Origin of the sequence: Accumulibacter sp. (assembly GCF_029255285.1) — a bacterium.
Taxonomy (GTDB): Bacteria; Pseudomonadota; Gammaproteobacteria; order Burkholderiales; family Rhodocyclaceae; genus Accumulibacter.
In genome coordinates, this window is the sequence record NZ_JAPUVI010000095.1 from 32,492 (window position 1) to 47,705 (window position 15,214).

Consider the following 15,214-nt stretch of genomic DNA (forward strand, 5'->3'; position numbering starts at 1 on the left):
CAAATCGGCGCTCGGACAGTGGGCGGCCAGTCAGAGAAAGCGGTGGGGGAATTCCCGGCGCAGGTGGCCTTCATCCAATTCAACCGACTTCTCGTGCCAATGGTCGTAAGATCCCCGGCTGACCCCGATCGTGCCGCTGCTCCCCAAGAGGCAGACCGGGTGGAGACGGAACTGACCGGCAGGGCGATCGAGAAAGCAAGCTCCTCGGCACTGGCGATGGTCTTCGGCCAGGCCATCGTCGCCGTCCTGGCGGCGATCTATCTTTCACCGTTGCCGTCTTGCGTCATTCTGCTGGCGGCCATCGCCGTCGCCATCTGGCGGCGAGCGCTGTACAGGAACTGGCGGCGGCTCGCCACGACGCCGGCCGGTTGCCGGCGCGCGCGCCGGAGTTTCCTCGGCATGGCCGGCCTGCTCGCGGCGAGCAACGCCTTCAGCATGGCCGTGATCTATGCTCAGTTGCCGCCACGGGCGGCGGCGCTGGTGCTGCTCGTCCTGGTCGGGTCGCTCACCGTCGCCGCGTTTTTTCTGGCGCTCGTCCGCTGGGCTCTGCTGATCTGGCTGTTGCCACCCTTGCTGGTGGTGGTGGTCGTTTCGCTGTGGCAGGGCGATGGTCCCGGCTACGCGCTGGCCGTCGTGGCACCCATCTACGGTTTGGTCGTCTTTCGTGCGGCACGCGAACAACTCACCGCCGCCGTCCGCGAGGTGCGCCAGCGCATCGAACTCGAGGTGGCGGCCCACGCGATGGACGTCGCCAAGCAGCAGGCGGAGGCGGCCAATCGCGCCAAGTCGCTTTTTCTGGCCAACATGAGTCACGAGATCCGGACGCCGATGAACGGCGTGATCGGCATGGCCGACCTGCTGCTCGACACCCGGCTGACGGCGCGCCAGCGCCGCTACGTCGACACGCTGCGCCAGTCGGCCGAAGCGCTGCTCCACCTGCTGAACGATGTGCTCGATCTGTCGAAGATCGAATCGGGCAAGGTCGAACTCGAAAGCCTTCCTTTCGACCCCCGGCAGTTGCTCGATGAAGTGGCGCAGGTCTTCATGCACGCGGCGTCGCTCAAGGGAGTCGACTTCCGCGTACAGACCGGCGCCGATCTGCCACCAGCGGTGCTCGGCGATCCTCACCGCGTCCGGCAGATCATCGGCAACCTGTTGAGCAACGCCGTCAAATTCACCACCCGGGGAAGCATCACCGTATCGCTGACCGGCGAGCCGGAGCCGCCCGTGGCCGGCAACGCAGCGGCTGGCGAAGCGGAGTTCTGCCGACTGTGCTACGCGGTGAGCGACACCGGTGTCGGCGTTTCGCGTGAGGCGGGTGCCAAGCTGTTTGCGCCCTTCTCGCAGGCGGACAATTCGACGACCCGCCGCTTCGGTGGCACCGGCCTCGGCCTGGCGATCGTTCGCGAGCTGGCCGAACGGATGGGCGGCGAAGTCGGTTTCGAGAGCCGCGAAGGACACGGTTCAACCTTCTGGTTCCGGCTGCGCGCCGCTCGCCACGACGGCCCCTTGCCGGCTCGCCAACCGCCACTGCCAGCCGGCGGCCTGATGGGCGGCCGCGTCCTGTTGGTCGAGGACAACGCGGTCAACCGCGAAATCGCCGCGGCGATCGTCGAGAGCCTCGGCTGCCAGGTCGATCTGGCGAACGACGGCGCGCAGGCGGTGGCCGCCGCGCGCGACGTGGCCTACGGCGCGATCCTGATGGATTGTCAGATGCCGGTGCTCGATGGCTACCTGGCGAGTGGGCAGATTCGGCAGGCGGAGCACGAGGCCGGTCGGCGGCGCGTGCCGATCATCGCCCTGACGGCAAACGCGCTGGCCGGCGACCGCGAACGCTGCTTGGCCGCCGGCATGGACGATTATGTCAGCAAGCCGGTCACCCGGCAACAGCTTGCCGCCGCACTTGGCCGCTACCTGGCGCCGGCTGCGGCGACCGCGCCGCCGAAAGCGGCCGGAGCAAGCCTGCCGCCCGCGCAGGAGCTTGCTGAAAGATCGTTCGAAGCGGCGGCTGGGCAAGGGTTGCCGCTGGCCGCCGATGGCCGTCGGGAGGCGGTGGCGTGGCCCATCGCCCAGGCGCGCGAAGGCGCTCGGGTTCTGCTCGTGATCGACGACACGATGACTCGCCTGCTGGCTAGCGAGTCGCTGCGGCACGCCGGATTTGCGGTGAGCGAAGCGAGCGCCGCGGAGCATGTCCTGTCCCTGGTCGAAGAGCGGGCGGTCGATCTGCTTCTGCTCGATGTCGCGCTGGCCGATTGCGACGCGCACCAGGTTTGCCAGCAGATTCGTCGGCAGGCCGGGAACTGGAGCTTACCGATCATGATGCTGACCGGCAGCAATGACCCGGACTCGATCGAGCACGCTTACCTCGCCGGGGCAAGCGACTTTGTCGGGCGACCGATAGACTGGCGACTGCTCATGTTGCGCATACGCTGCGCATTGCGCGCCAGCCGTGCGACCTTGCCGGTCGAGCCCGGGCTGGACGAGCCTGTCGGTCAGATGGTCTGACGCGCGAAGCCGTGGGCGTCCGCGTTCCTGGTCAACCACCCAGTGTCTTGCCGTTGGCAAACAGGCAGACGCGGTCGCGGCCGCTTTTCTTGGCGCCGTAGAGCGCCTTGTCGGCGGCCCGCAGCAGATCGTCCTCGTGCGGCATGCTGTTCTCGCGATTGGCCACGCCGATGCTCACCGAGGTCGTGATTTCCATGCCCGCGACGTTGATCGTCATGGCCTTGATCATCCGGCGCAGGCGCTCGGCGACCAGCAGTGCGGCCCGCGGGTCGGCGTCGTGACACAACAACAGGAACTCCTCGCCACCGAGCCGGCTGACGCTGTCGTCGCGGCGCGCCGCCTTCTGAATGGCCCGTGCGACCGCCTGCAACACGCGGTCGCCGATCGCGTGCCCGTACCGGTCGTTGATCGACTTGAAGAAATCGACATCGATCATGAGCGCCGCGACTGGCTGTCCCGTGCGCTGCGAGCTGCTCCAGAAGCGGGTCAGCGCCTCCATTCCGGCGCGCCGATTGGGTAGCTCGGTGAGCAGGTCGGTCATCGCGGCGTGTTCGAGCCGGCGGTTGCTGACGGCCAGTTCGGCGGCGAACTGCTTGAGCTGTGCCCGGTCGGTCTCCCAGGCCTCGAGCAGCTTGACGTAATGCAGGGCGGCGCGCATGCGCGCGTTGAGGGCACGAATGTTGAGCGGCTTGGTGACGTAATCGTCCACGCCGGCCTCGAAGGCTTCGATGATTTTTTCTTCGGTCTCTTCACCGGTCAGCATGATGACGTACATCGACTGGCCCCAGTCCGTGCCACGCAGCGCGCGACAGAAATCGAGCCCGTCCATGACCGGCATCAGCCAGTCGGTGATGACGATCTGCGGCATGATTTCGAGCGCCAGCGCCAGCCCTTCCTTGCCGTTTTCGGCCGAGTAGACCGTGCAGCCGAGCAGGTGATCGAGCAGACCCTCGGTCATCATTCGGCTCATCGGGTCGTCTTCGACGAGCAGTATGCGTTGCCGGTTGCGTGTCGCCGGAAGGCTTTCCTCGGGTCGCGGTACGGGCGCGTCGGCGATGGCGCTGAAAAGCGGCAGCGGGCCGGCCGGCACTTTCAGGAGTTCGGCCCAATCGCGCCATTGCTCGACGACACTATCGAACACCTCTCCCAATGCCGGTGCATCCAGACCGATCCGGCCGCCGAGTCGCAGCAGTTCCGAAACTCCGCCGTGGCGTTCGTCTACCGGGGCGCAACCGAGATCGGCCATACGTCGGGCGTGGAAAAACAGATGGGCCAATTGCTGGGGCCGCGAGCCGTCCGCAAAGCCCGCCGCGTCAGGTGACTCGTGGTGGTAGACCGGCTCGGCGAGCGCCTTGGGCATGCCGCAGTCGGCGAGGATGGCGGCCGTGAAGTCGTTGTGATCGGCTCCCAGACGTTCGCGCTCGAGAGCCCGAAGCGCCGCGCCACGGCTTTCGGTGGCAAGTACGTTCGCGTAGTCGGCCGGGTAGACCGTGGCCAGCGCCAGGCGGCCGATCTGGGCCAGCAAGCCGCAGGCGAAGAGTTCGTCCGGCGACGCGCAGCGGATCAGCCGGCCCAGTTCGTGACAGGCCACAGCCATGAACAGCGAATGCGACCAGAAACCCGCATAGTCGAAAGCCGTACACGGTCCTTCCAGGTACTGGTCGACCAGCGAAAAGCTCAGCGCCAATTGGCGAACGCTGGCCATGCCGAGACGCCGCACGGCTTCGCGAATCGAGGCCACCGGCCGAGCACCGCTCGCAGTCGCCGCGTTCGACAGCCGCAACAAGCGACTGGAAAGAGCCGGATCGCTCTGTACCACCCTTGCCACCTCGTCGAGCGTCGCGTCGTCGCGTCGGCTGACTTCCATGATCGCCAGTGCCACTCCCTTCGGGCTGGGGAGCTGGCCGTTGATGCGTAGTTGTTCGATCTTGCTCATTGCCGGCGGGCCGTTGTCGGACATGGGTTACGAGTCACCGTGCACTGTATCAGTTGTGCTCGTCGAAGGGAGATTCGCCGCCGACACGGGCGCTTGCCGTGCCGCTCTCAGCCATCGAAGCGCGGCCTCGGCCGACAGCGGTGGCGCGAACAGATAGCCTTGCGCCAGGTTGCAGCCTTGCCCGTCGAGAAAGGCGAGTTGATCATCCGTCTCGACCCCCTCGGCGACGACCGTCATTCCGAGGCCGTGCGCCAGGGCAATCGTCGCGCGCACGATGGCCGCGTCGTTGCTGCCGCTGGCGATGCCGCCGACGAAGCTCTTGTCGATCTTGAGTTCGCTGATCGGGAAGCGCTTGAGGAAGGAGAGCGACGAGTAACCGGTACCGAAATCGTCGACCGCGATACCGACGCCGAGTTCGCCGACACTGGCGAGCAGCGTGGCCACGAAGTCCGGGTTGTGCATCGCGGTCGACTCGGTCAGCTCGATGCGCAGCAGTGCCGGATCGATGCGGCTGTCGGCGAGGGCGCCGCGGATCGCCTGCACGACGTTCATGTCCGCACACTGCCGGGCGGAGACGTTGACCGCCACCGGTACCGGACGCCGCCCGGCCGCCGCCCAGCGGGCGACCTGCGCTGCCGCTTCGCCGACCACCCAGTCGCCGATGCTGCGTATCAGGCCGCTCTCCTCGGCCGCCGGAATGAAGGCGTCGGGTCTGACCAGCCCGCTGCCGGGTCGGCGCCAGCGGATCAGCGACTCGAAACCGGCCAGGCGGCGGCTGGCGATCTCGATCTGCGGCTGGTAGAACAGTTCGAACTCCTGGTTGGCGAGTGCTCGCCGGAGAGCGTTTTCCAGGTTCAGGCGCTCGCGCGACCAGGTGTTCATGGCCGCCGAGTAATAAGTGAAGCTGGCGCCGCCGGCGCGCTTGCCGCGATACATCGCCTGATCGGCCATCGACAGCAGGGTGTCCGCATCAGCGCTGTCCTGCGGGCCGATACTGATCCCTATGCTGCCCGACAAGAACAGGGCACTGCCTTCCTGACTGAGGACTTCGCGATCGAACAGGTCGATGATCTTGCCCGCGACGCTGGCCGCGGCGGAGCGATCGCTGACGTTGTCCATCAGCACGATGAACTCGTCGCCACCCCAGCGTGCCACCGTATCGTCGGCCCGGACGGCGGCCGCCAGGCGCTCGGCGATCACCTTCAGCACGCGGTCTCCCGACTCGTGCCCGAGACTGTCGTTGATGCGCTTGAAGCGGTCGAGGTCGACGAAGAGCAGGGCGATCATTCCCCCGTGGCGGCGCTGCTGGGCGAGCGACTGGCGCAGGCGGTCGAGCAGGAGAGTCCGGTTCGGCAGGCCGGTCAGCGGGTCGTGGGTCGCTTCGTACTGCAGGCGGGACGTGAAGGCCAGCGCTTCGGTAACGTCGCTCAAGGCCAGTACGGCCCCCTGGCGTCCGTTGTCGATCGGCGTGATGGTCGCTCGCAGGCTGAACCGCTGGCCGTCCGGCCGGCGCCAGGCGAGGGGTTCGGCCAGGCGGTGGCCGGCCTGGCCGGCGAGGCAGGCGGCCAGCTGTCGTTCGATGGGAGCCGGATCGTCGCAGACGACGGCGAGGAAATCGCCCGCAACCTGACCGCGCAGCTCGCCGAAAGAGCGGCCGGCCAGTTGCTCGGCAACCGGATTCATGAGCACGACGCGCTTCTGCCCATCGAGCGTGATGACCGCGTCGGCGATCGAACGCAGGGTCGCGTCGGCATTCTGGCGAGCAAGGTGGAGGACGCCGCGCGTACGCCTGAGATGCATCGCGAACCACAGCAGGTAACCGGCGACAAAACCGGCGGTGGCGGCCGACGGCGGTACCCAGAGAGCAGCCAGACGGAGGACCAGGGCGCTGGCGAAAAGCGGCAGAATCGCCAGGCAGCCGCCGGCGATCGCCCAGCGCATACCGAGCAGCGGATAGACGAGGCTGGCCAGGCCCAGGAAGAGCAACGTGAAGAGCAGCGTGACGCTCTTGTCGGCCGTGCGATAAACCTGCCCGTTGCCCAGCGCTTCGTAGACCCGGGCGTGAAACTCGACGGCCGCCATCGGCGCCGCTTTGGCCGGGTTGGGCGTGGCCAGCCCGGCAGCGAGTCCGGTCGCCGTGGTGCCGACAAAAACGGCCTTGCCGCGCAACTGCGCGGCCAGGCGCGGGTCGTCGAGCAGGTCGAAACTGGAGATCGTCGGCGGCGCGGCGTTCTCGTCGGGGTAGGGCAGCAACATCTCGCCGCGGCGCACCCAGGCGAACGGAGTTCCCGTGGCGAGATCGTAAGCGCTGGCCTGTAGCGCGCCCGTGCTTCCTTCGCCGGCCAGCTCCCAGACCGCGAGCGCCAGCGCTGGCCACTTGGGAGCCGCCGTGCCGGCGTGGCGGAAGGTCCGCCGCACCAGCGCGTCGGCATCGAGTTCGACGTCGACATGGCCCAGCGCGGCAGCGGCGACCGTCAGTTCTGGCGCCGGCAGGATGGCGCGCACGCCGCTCTGGCCAGGCGTCGCCGGACTCGGCGCGAGCGCCAGGACGACGCGGCCGGAGCGCGACAGCTCCCGGGCCAGGCGACCGTCGCCGCCTGCCGGTTCGGGAAAGAGAATCGCCATGCCGACGGCCGACACGCCGGCGGCAGTCAGGCGATCGATGATTTCGGCGTGAACGTCGCGCGGCCAGGGCCAGCGGCCGAGCGCGGCCAGACTGGCATCGTCGATCGCCACGATGGCCGCGCGCGGTGCTCCGCCGGCCGGTCGCGAAAGGGGTTCCACGGCGTCGTACAGCAGCAGATCGAGTCGCTGCAGCGGGCCCGCGTCGCCCAACACGGCCAGGCAGGCCAGAGTGACGACGAGCAGCCAGCCGCGGCGGCGCGCCAGCCAGCTTCGCAGGCGGGGCGGCATCAAAGCGCCAGGATCAACAAGGCCGGGAGCAAGAGCATGAGCGGCCGCCAGTCGCGCGGAACCTCGATCTGTTGCGGCCTGCCCCAAGGGCCCGGCGGGTCGCCCGGCGCCAGCGTGCGGAGGCGCACGTGATGGACGCCGGCCGCAGGCCGGTCGAGGGAGATCGCGGCCTCGCTCGTCTGACGGTCGACCTCGGGCTCCGAAAAGTCCGCCTGGCGGCTGATCTGGACCTGATAACGGTCGCCCGGAGCGGCCGCCCGCCAGCGCAGTTCGAGCGTGTCGCCGGCGATATTCGGCGCTTCCGGCAGCGGGCCCGGCGGCGGCCGACGGAAGCGCTGCGGGTCGGAGAACGGTCCCTGTCCTTCGGCCGCCGTGCGCATGGCGACACGCCAGAAGTAGCGACCGGGCGGCAGGGCTTGCGTGACGGTGAACGTCGCCTGTTCGAGCTGGTCCTGGTCCAGCAGCGGCGAGCCGAAGCTTTCGTCGCCGGCCAACTGGAAGCGGTAGCGTGCCGCTTCGCTGCTCGCCGCCCAGCGAAACTCGATGGGCTCGTCGACGACGAAGCCGTCGGGCGGCGGCAGGCTCGGGAAGGGCGGTTCCGGGCGGGCATCGAGTTCGATTTCGCGTTCGGCGTCGAGCCCTTCCAGGCCGTTCGCATCGATCCCCCGTACGCGCAGCCGATAGCGACCGTCAGGCAGGCTGGTCGAACTCGAGGTGCGCGGCGAGTGGCTCAGCGCATCCGACGCGAGCACCGAAAACCCCGTTGCCGGGGCGATCTGCGTCCGGTAGCGCACGGCGCCGGGCAGGACCGGGAATTCGAGCGCCAGCGGAAGCCGCTCGACACGCGCCGGCAGATGGTCCAGCCGTGGCGCCGGCAGCAGGGCGACGGCGGGTGTCGGCGCGCCGCCGTCGCGCACCAGGGAGCCGGTGCCGGCGGGCAGGACGCGGCGACCGGCATGGTTCTGCAGCAGCACCTCGCCGCCCAGCGTTTCGCTGCGCATGTCCTTGTTCGACGCGGCAACGCGGAAGCGCGTGCCGCGTACGGCGGCCACGGCGGCCGGAGTATCGATGACGAAGCGGCCGCCGTGACGCCGACTGTTCGTGACGTTGTTTTCCAGGTGACCCTGTGGCAGTTCGATGCGTACCTGTTGGGCCGCCGACGCCTTGAGCCGCCGCAGGTCGGTCAGGCGCAATTCGGAATCGGGGCCGACCAGGCTGCGGCTGCCATCGGCGAACTCGAGCGTCAGCGTGCTGTCGGCGGCGGTGCGCAGGCGGTCGCCAATGGCCACCGTGAGGCCCGGTTTGACCGGCGTGCTCTCCCGTCCGCGCAGCAGTTCGGCACGGCCGCGCAGGTCGGCGACCTGGGCCACGGTGGCCAGGCCGCGCATCCAGCTCAGCGGAATGAGCAGGCGGGTTCCCGGCCGCATCGCCGTAGCGTCGACGATGCCGTTGTAGTCCTGGACCCGTGGCCAGTAGTTCACGCTCTTGAGATATCGCTGAGTCAGATTCCACGGGTTGTCGCCCGCGCGTACGGTATAACTGAAATCATCGGCCGACAGCGAGTTGGCGCTGGCGATGAGGCAGAAAGTGGCGACGACGATCGACGGGCGACCACCGGAAAATATTGGTTTAAGAGTCGAAATCATGGGGACGGTCGCTCCGGTTGAGCCAATTTTCTCTTTATCTGGACCTCGAAGGAAGTGTACGCCCTGCCGGGCCGTGCGCGGGGTATTTCCACGGATGGCGGCGGCGCCCAGGCCACTGGCGGGCGGCCAAGCCGCCGCTCATTCCCTGAACGCGCGCATGGCGCGCCACAGCAGGGCGCCGAGCAGGAGCGCGGCGAGGACGAGACTGAGGAGCGACGCCAGCCAGAAGCCGGCCACCCCCATCGGCTGCCGGGCGTGGAAAGCCAGCCACCAGCCGCCGAACAGGCCGACCCCCCAGAAACAGAACACATGCACGAACATCGGCGCGAGGGTAATGCGATAGCCGCGCAAGGCATGCGCGGCGATCGTCTGCCAGGCGTCGAAGATCTGGTAGAAGGCGACGTAGCCGATGAGCGCCAGTACCACTGCGCGTACCGCCGGGTCGTCGGTATAAGCGGCGGCGAGCGGTTCGGCGATCAGCCACAGCAGCAGGCCGAGCAGCGTCGACAAGCTGCCGGCGAGCAGCAGTCCAGCGCCGATCGACAGTTCCGCCCGCCGCCAGTCGCGCGCGCCGGCCGCCTGGCCGACCTGCGCCAGGGTGGCGATGGCCAGCGCCAGCGGCAGCATGTAGCAGATCGCGGCGAGGTTGGCGACGATACGGTGGCCGGCGACGACGGTCGCGCCGAGCTGGGCGACGAACAGCGCCATCAAGGTGAACGACGAGATTTCGACGAAATGCGAGAAACCGATCGGCAAACCGAGCCGCAGCAGCTCGCCGAGCGGTCGGCGCCGAGGTCGTTGCCAGTCGGCGAGCAGGCGGTAGCGCCGCAGCGGCGGTGCGAAAAGCAGGTAGGCGGCGGCACAGAGCATGGAAAACCAGCCGACCGCGGCGTTGGCGATGCCGCAACCGAGAATGCCGAGCGCTTCGCCGCCCCAGCCGCCGGTGACCAGCAGCCAGGCCAGGACGCCGTGCAGCAGCGTGCTGGCGAGGCTGATCAGGAGCAGCGGACGCGGTTTTCCGAGCGCGTTGCAGAAGGCGTGGAAAGTCCGGTAGAGCAGCACGGCCGGCAGGCCGTAAGCGAGCAGGGCCAGATAATCGCGCGCCTTGCCCTCCACCACCGGGTCGATGCGCGACAGCGCGAGCAGGGCGTCGGGGTGGAGCAGCAACAGGACGCCCGGCATGGCCAGCAAGAGGGCGAGCCACAGCGCCTGTTGCAGCGTGCCGGCGATCTCCGGGTCGCGGCCGGCGCCGTGCAGGTGGGCGACCGCCGGGGCGACCGCCTGCAGCACGCCGACCAGGGCAAAGACGACCGAAATGTAGATGCCGCCGCCGACCGCCACCGCCGCCAGATCCTCGGTTCCGTAGTGGCCGAGCAGCGCGGTGTCGATCACCATCATGCCCATCGAACTCAACTGGGCGACGAGCATCGGCGCCGCATGCGCGACGATCAGGCGACAGGACTGGGCGAGCATGAGGCGGAGCGCGGGGCGAATGAACGGCCGCTCAGGCTAACCGATTTCCGCCGCCGGCGGGGAGCGGCGCGTGGCCGCCGCCGCTTTCGCCGCCCGGCAGCGCGGCGGACGGTTCGACCGGTGCTTGAAACCGGACCGCGCTGGTAGTAGGGTCGGCACTTTGCCCGCTGGAGCCGTCCCATGACCGCCGACCGCCGCCGTATCGGCTATGAGCCCATAGAAACCGCCAGCCGTGACGAAATCAGCGCCTTGCAGATCGAGCGCCTGCGCTGGTCGGTACGTCACGCCTACGAGAACGTGCGCCATTACCGGGACAAGTTCGACGCGCATGGCGTGCATCCCGACGATTTGCGCACGCTCGACGACCTGCGGAAATTTCCCTTCACCAGCAAGGCCGACCTGCGCGAGAACTACCCCTTCAAAATGTTCGCCATGCCGCGCGACGAGATCGTTCGCGTGCATGCCTCGTCCGGCACCACCGGCCAGCCGACCGTCGTCGCCTATACGCAAAACGACATCGACCGCTGGGCCGGGCTGATGGCGCGCTCGATCTACGCCGCCGGCGGCCGACGCGGCGACATGGTGCATGTCGGCCACGGCTACGGCCTGTTCACCGGCGGTCTCGGCACGCACTACGGCGCCGAGCGTCTGGGCTGCCTGGTGATTCCGATGTCCGCCGGGCAAACCGAGAAGCAGGTGCGGCTGATCGTCGACTTCCAGCCCGACCTCATCGTGATGACCCCCTCGTACATGCTCAACCTGGCGGACGAGTTCAAACGCCAGGGCGTCGACCCGGCCTCGACCCGGTTGCGCGTCGGCATGTTCGGCGCCGAGCCATGGAGCGAGGCGATGCGCAGCGAGATCGAAACGACCTTCGGCATCGACGCCATCGACCTCTACGGGCTGTCCGAACTGATCGGCCCCGGGGTCGCCTGCGAGTGCCTCGAAAGCAAGGGTGGGCCGGTGATCTGGGAAGACCATTTCTATCCCGAGATCGTCGATCCGGCGACCGGCCGGGCCTTGCCCGACGGCGAGCCCGGCGAGCTGGTGTTCACCTCGCTGTGCAAGGAAGCGCTGCCGATGATCCGCTACCGGACGCGCGACCTGTCGCGCCTGCTGCCGCCCAGCTCGCGCTCGATGCGGCGCATGGCCCGCGTCGCCGGCCGCTCGGACGACATGCTGATCATCCGCGGCGTCAACGTCTTCCCATCGCAGATCGAGGAACTGATCCTGCAGCAGCCCAAGTTGTCACCGCATTACCTGATCGAAGTCTTCCGCGACGGCCACCTCGATTCGGTCGTCGTCGATGTCGAACTCAAGCGGGAATACCGCTATCTGTCGGCGGTCGACCGGGACTACGTGGCGGGCACGCTGCGGCAGCACATCAAGTCGCTGGTCGGCATCTCGACCGAGGTGCGCATCGCCGACATCGGCAGCATCGAACGCTCGCTCGGCAAGGCGCGGCGCGTCATCGACCGGCGGCCGGGGGCGACCCCTCGCGCCAACCCCTGACGCGGCACCTGTCGCGAAATCGCCGGCGATGCGCCAGCCCCGGCCGCAGGCCCGTTCCGGACCGCTCGGCGGGTGTTCCGCCGCTCGCCATCGCGCGCCGGTACCCGGCTTCCGGTGGCCGCCAAGCGGACGGTCCGGCACTCCTGGCGAGGCTCAGCGAGGCTGCGCAGGCCATCGATTCGCCTCAGTGATCGGACTCGCCAGCCTCCGGAACCGCGCCCTTGGGCAAGCGGGACCGGCGGCAAGCGTCGGCTGCCCCCGGAGTCGTTCCGGCCGCTGACCGGCGCCGGGTCGCGGCCAACGCCCCGAGTCCGGCGAGCAGCAGCGTCAGGACGCTTGGCTGGGGAACCGCATTGATCACGAACACGTTGTCGAAACCGACCGTTGCGTCGGCCGGATCGAGACGCAGGACGGCGAAGTTGAAGCTCGGGCGGAAGTTCCGGACAATCCGCCTGCCTGAGCCGACCAAGTGGAGAAAGCCGCCGTCCTCTAGCACATACGGCGGCCACGCGACGTCTGGCCGGTGAACGTATTCCGGCAGCGCCGCGGTGCTTGCCAGGTCGTCGCCAGCCAGCAGATCGAAACGGCTGCTGCCGCCGACGCCGGTGTAATCGCTGATCGACAGCCCGACAAAGACGATCGGCCGCTCGAACTGCATCACGAAGTAGGGCTGCGCCACCCCCGGAACGGAATCGGCGGTCAGGAAGTAGTCATGCGGGGGCGGCGTCTCCCCAAGACGCCTTGACGGCCAGGAGGCGCTCGAGTCCGCCAAAGGATGTTGCTGCAACCTCAGCGGCGGGCGGCGGCAAAAGGCTTACGCTTTCGGTCCCTGATCGGTCCGTTCCCCTTGCCAGGCATCTCCAGGAACACGCCATCCGGAGGCTGAAAGTGAAGGAGGAAATTTCGCGCTTGCCCACGCTCAAATGGGAGAACGATGGATCGTCGCCGCGATTCTTCCTGTCCGGAAAGACGGCAAGCTTGAGCCTCCCGTCCGCGGCGCCGCGCCGGTGTCGCCGCAGACGGAAGCGGTGCTGGCCGACGGACGGCCTAGCCGAGGCCCAGCGCGCGGCGCACGAGCTGCGCGGCGAGGGCCATGCTCTGGCGCAGGTTCAGGCCGTCCAGCGAGCTGGCCGGCAGCGCGCCGACCGCCGCCAGACCGGGCTGGCTGTCGTGCTCGGCGTCGCCGGCGGCGCGCGCGGCGCCGACTACCCCGGTCAGGTCGACACCTTCCTGGCGCAGCACGATGGCCATGAAGGCGTCGGCCATGTTCTCCTGAAAGTTTCGATAGTCGGCGCGCGCCTTGATGGCCTGGAAGGCGTCGCGCACGCGGTCGGCGTCGTAGGTCAGGCCGTCCTCGCCGGCGCGCAGGCGCGCCTGCAGGGCGGCGAGCGCGTCGGCTTCGCCGAGCAGCAGCCGGACGAGGTCGGGGTGGGCGATGGCCGCCTGCGGGCCGCCGGCCCAGTCGCGGATGGCGGCGCCGGCCTGGCCGTCGGCGGCGTCGCGCGCCGCCACCGCGGCGGCCCAGGCGTCGGCGCCCGACTGCTCGGCGTGGTGCACCACGACGTGCGCCGTTTCGTGCAACAGCGTCAGGCGCTCGATGCGGGCGAAGGCGTCGGCGCCGAAGAGCGGGCGCAGGTCGCCGAAGGCGTCCTCCATGACCTGATTGTTGCGCGTGTTGAAGGCGATGAGCGCGAAGCGTTGGTGCTTCCCGCCCGGCGCCTCGACGCCGCTCGCTGCCCAGGCGGCGACCGGCGCCATCCCTTGGCCGGCGAGCATCGGGTTGCGCGTCACGCCGCGCGCGAAACGGCGGCCTTCGGCGGCGCTGCCATTGACCTTGGCGCGAGCGAAACACGCCACCACGGCGGCGACCTCCGCCGCATCGTGGATGTCCATATGCACGAAGGTGAGCCCGAACTCGGTGCCCATCGTCCGCTGCAAAGCGTCGATTTCGCGCTGTCTTGCGGCCGCCGAAAAGAGCGCCGCGCAGTCGAGCGCCGGCGGCCGGCGTCGGCGGCCGGCGGCCGCGACGGCCGCCGCCAGGCGTTGGCGCATCTGCTGCCAGTGACTGCCCGGCCAGTAAACGCGGCGGCAGACGGCGCAGCGGCTGAACTCCTGTTGCGTGTGGCGCACACGCGGCGGCAGGGCGTCGAGAACGAGCGCCTTATCGACGGCCAGCAGCGGGGCGTTGCATTGCAGGCAGCGGCTGAACGGCCGCAGGCGGCCGGCGAGGTCGAAGCGGGCCAGGATTTCGACCAGTTGCCGGTCGGGGTTCTGCGCATGCACGTAGCCGCCGTGGCGGATGGCCCGCCGCTCGAGCAGGTCGCGGTCGCGGCTCAAGACGATGCGTTCGTCGTCGGCCGCGAGCTGCGCGATTCCGGCGTCGTCGAGCGCCTGGTCGCAGACCGTGTCGAAGCCGGCCAGGCGCAGCAGGCGGGCCAGGCCGCCCAGGTGCGCATCGACGACGAAGCGCGGGTCCGCCGGCGGCGCCGGGCGCAGGCGCGGCAGCGGGCCGAGTTCCAGCGTCGTGAACGCCGGATAGACGGCGACCCGGTCGCCGGCCTGCAGGCGTTGCGCGAAATCGACCGGGCGGCCGTTGACGAGTATCAGTTCGACTTCGGTGTGCGGTACGCCCAGCGTCTCGATGAGGTGCTTGACGGTCGCCGAGCTGGCGCCGCGCAACTCGCTGTCGCGCTGACGGCGAGGCGCGGCGAGGAAATCGTTCAGCTCGCCGTAGAAGCGGAAAGTCGCGACGCCGCCGGTGGCGGCCGCGGCGAGCGGCCGGCCGGCATCGTCCTGGCCGGTGGCCGGGACGGCCCGCCAGTCGCCGGTCAAGATCGGCCGGCCGGCGATGGAATCGCCGGGCGTCGCGAAGAGGGCATGTGCTTCCTTGTCGTACCGCTCGAGCAGTCCAGAATGACACAGGCCGCCGCACGGATCAATAACTTGGCGGTGCGCTGAGCGGGCCGCGGAAAAGGGTCGCGGCCGGCGGCGCGGCGGGAGTGGCAGGCGGTCGTCAAAGCTCGTCGGCCAAAGCCGTCAGGGCAGGACAATCCCCAATCGACCGTCATGCCATGGCACGCTCAGCGGGATCGCTCGGCGCGACGCTTTCCCGCCATGGCCCACGCGCCATGCGGCGATTGACTGCCGTACCCAATGCCGGAGATACTCCCGAGTGTTGCTTTGATTTTCCAATCCTTTCGCGTTGCGGTCGGTATGAAGTAGTCGAGTC

Annotated in this window: 8 protein-coding genes; 2 read left to right on the forward strand and 6 right to left on the reverse strand. The window is 68.9% G+C overall.

The features are described from left to right. The first annotated feature begins 159 nt into the window (after positions 1 to 159). Entirely contained in the window at positions 160 to 2,505 is a 2,346-nt protein-coding gene (locus Q1M07_RS13375; RefSeq protein ID WP_300454410.1) for a response regulator, read from the forward strand. A gap of 31 nt (positions 2,506 to 2,536) precedes the next feature. Here Q1M07_RS13375 and Q1M07_RS13380 read toward each other — a convergent pair whose 3' ends face one another. The 4 genes from Q1M07_RS13380 to Q1M07_RS13395 form a co-directional block, all read right to left on the reverse strand. After that, complete coding sequence (locus Q1M07_RS13380) at positions 2,537 to 4,465, reverse strand: diguanylate cyclase (protein ID WP_366984114.1); 1,929 nt, start codon at positions 4,463 to 4,465, stop codon at positions 2,537 to 2,539. 3 nt (positions 4,466 to 4,468) lie between these two features. After that, positions 4,469 to 7,354 carry an EAL domain-containing protein gene (locus tag Q1M07_RS13385; RefSeq protein ID WP_300454411.1) on the reverse strand — a complete coding sequence of 962 codons (2,886 nt, stop codon included), beginning with the start codon at positions 7,352 to 7,354 and terminating at the stop codon, positions 4,469 to 4,471. Next, positions 7,354 to 9,000 (reverse strand): FecR domain-containing protein, encoded by a 1,647-nt coding sequence (locus tag Q1M07_RS13390; protein ID WP_300454412.1) that lies wholly within the window; start codon positions 8,998 to 9,000, stop codon positions 7,354 to 7,356. The genes Q1M07_RS13385 and Q1M07_RS13390 overlap by 1 nt, the downstream gene beginning before the upstream one ends. Positions 9,001 to 9,138: 138 nt before the next feature. Then, positions 9,139 to 10,473, reverse strand: coding sequence for an MATE family efflux transporter (locus Q1M07_RS13395; RefSeq protein ID WP_300454413.1), 1,335 nt, complete (start codon positions 10,471 to 10,473; stop codon positions 9,139 to 9,141). Between the two features lie 180 nt (positions 10,474 to 10,653). Between Q1M07_RS13395 and paaK the strand changes: the two genes are divergently transcribed. Continuing rightward, positions 10,654 to 11,985: a phenylacetate--CoA ligase PaaK gene (paaK, locus tag Q1M07_RS13400; protein ID WP_300454414.1), complete on the forward strand. Its 1,332-nt coding sequence runs from the start codon at positions 10,654 to 10,656 to the stop codon at positions 11,983 to 11,985. 184 nt (positions 11,986 to 12,169) lie between these two features. Here the strand turns inward: paaK and Q1M07_RS13405 are convergent, their stop codons facing one another. Both Q1M07_RS13405 and Q1M07_RS18760 read right to left on the reverse strand, forming a co-directional pair. Then, positions 12,170 to 12,757, reverse strand: a complete 588-nt coding sequence (locus Q1M07_RS13405) for a PEP-CTERM sorting domain-containing protein (protein ID WP_300454415.1) — start codon at positions 12,755 to 12,757, stop codon at positions 12,170 to 12,172. A 275-nt stretch (positions 12,758 to 13,032) separates the two neighbouring features. Further along, complete coding sequence (locus Q1M07_RS18760; protein WP_366984115.1) at positions 13,033 to 14,817, reverse strand: Mut7-C RNAse domain-containing protein; 1,785 nt, start codon at positions 14,815 to 14,817, stop codon at positions 13,033 to 13,035. Between the last annotated feature and the right edge of the window lie 397 nt (positions 14,818 to 15,214).

Bases quoted from the DNA above. Each gene is read 5' to 3' on its own strand.
- Q1M07_RS13380 (WP_366984114.1), bottom strand. From the start codon at position 4,465: ATGTCCGACAACGGCCCGCCGGCAATGAGCAAGATCGAACAACTACGC.
- Q1M07_RS13385 (WP_300454411.1), bottom strand. From the start codon at position 7,354: ATGCCGCCCCGCCTGCGAAGCTGGCTGGCGCGCCGCCGCGGCTGGCTG.
- Q1M07_RS13390 (WP_300454412.1), bottom strand. From the start codon at position 9,000: ATGATTTCGACTCTTAAACCAATATTTTCCGGTGGTCGCCCGTCGATC.
- Q1M07_RS13395 (WP_300454413.1), bottom strand. From the start codon at position 10,473: ATGCTCGCCCAGTCCTGTCGCCTGATCGTCGCGCATGCGGCGCCGATG.
- paaK (WP_300454414.1), top strand. From the start codon at position 10,654: ATGACCGCCGACCGCCGCCGTATCGGCTATGAGCCCATAGAAACCGCC.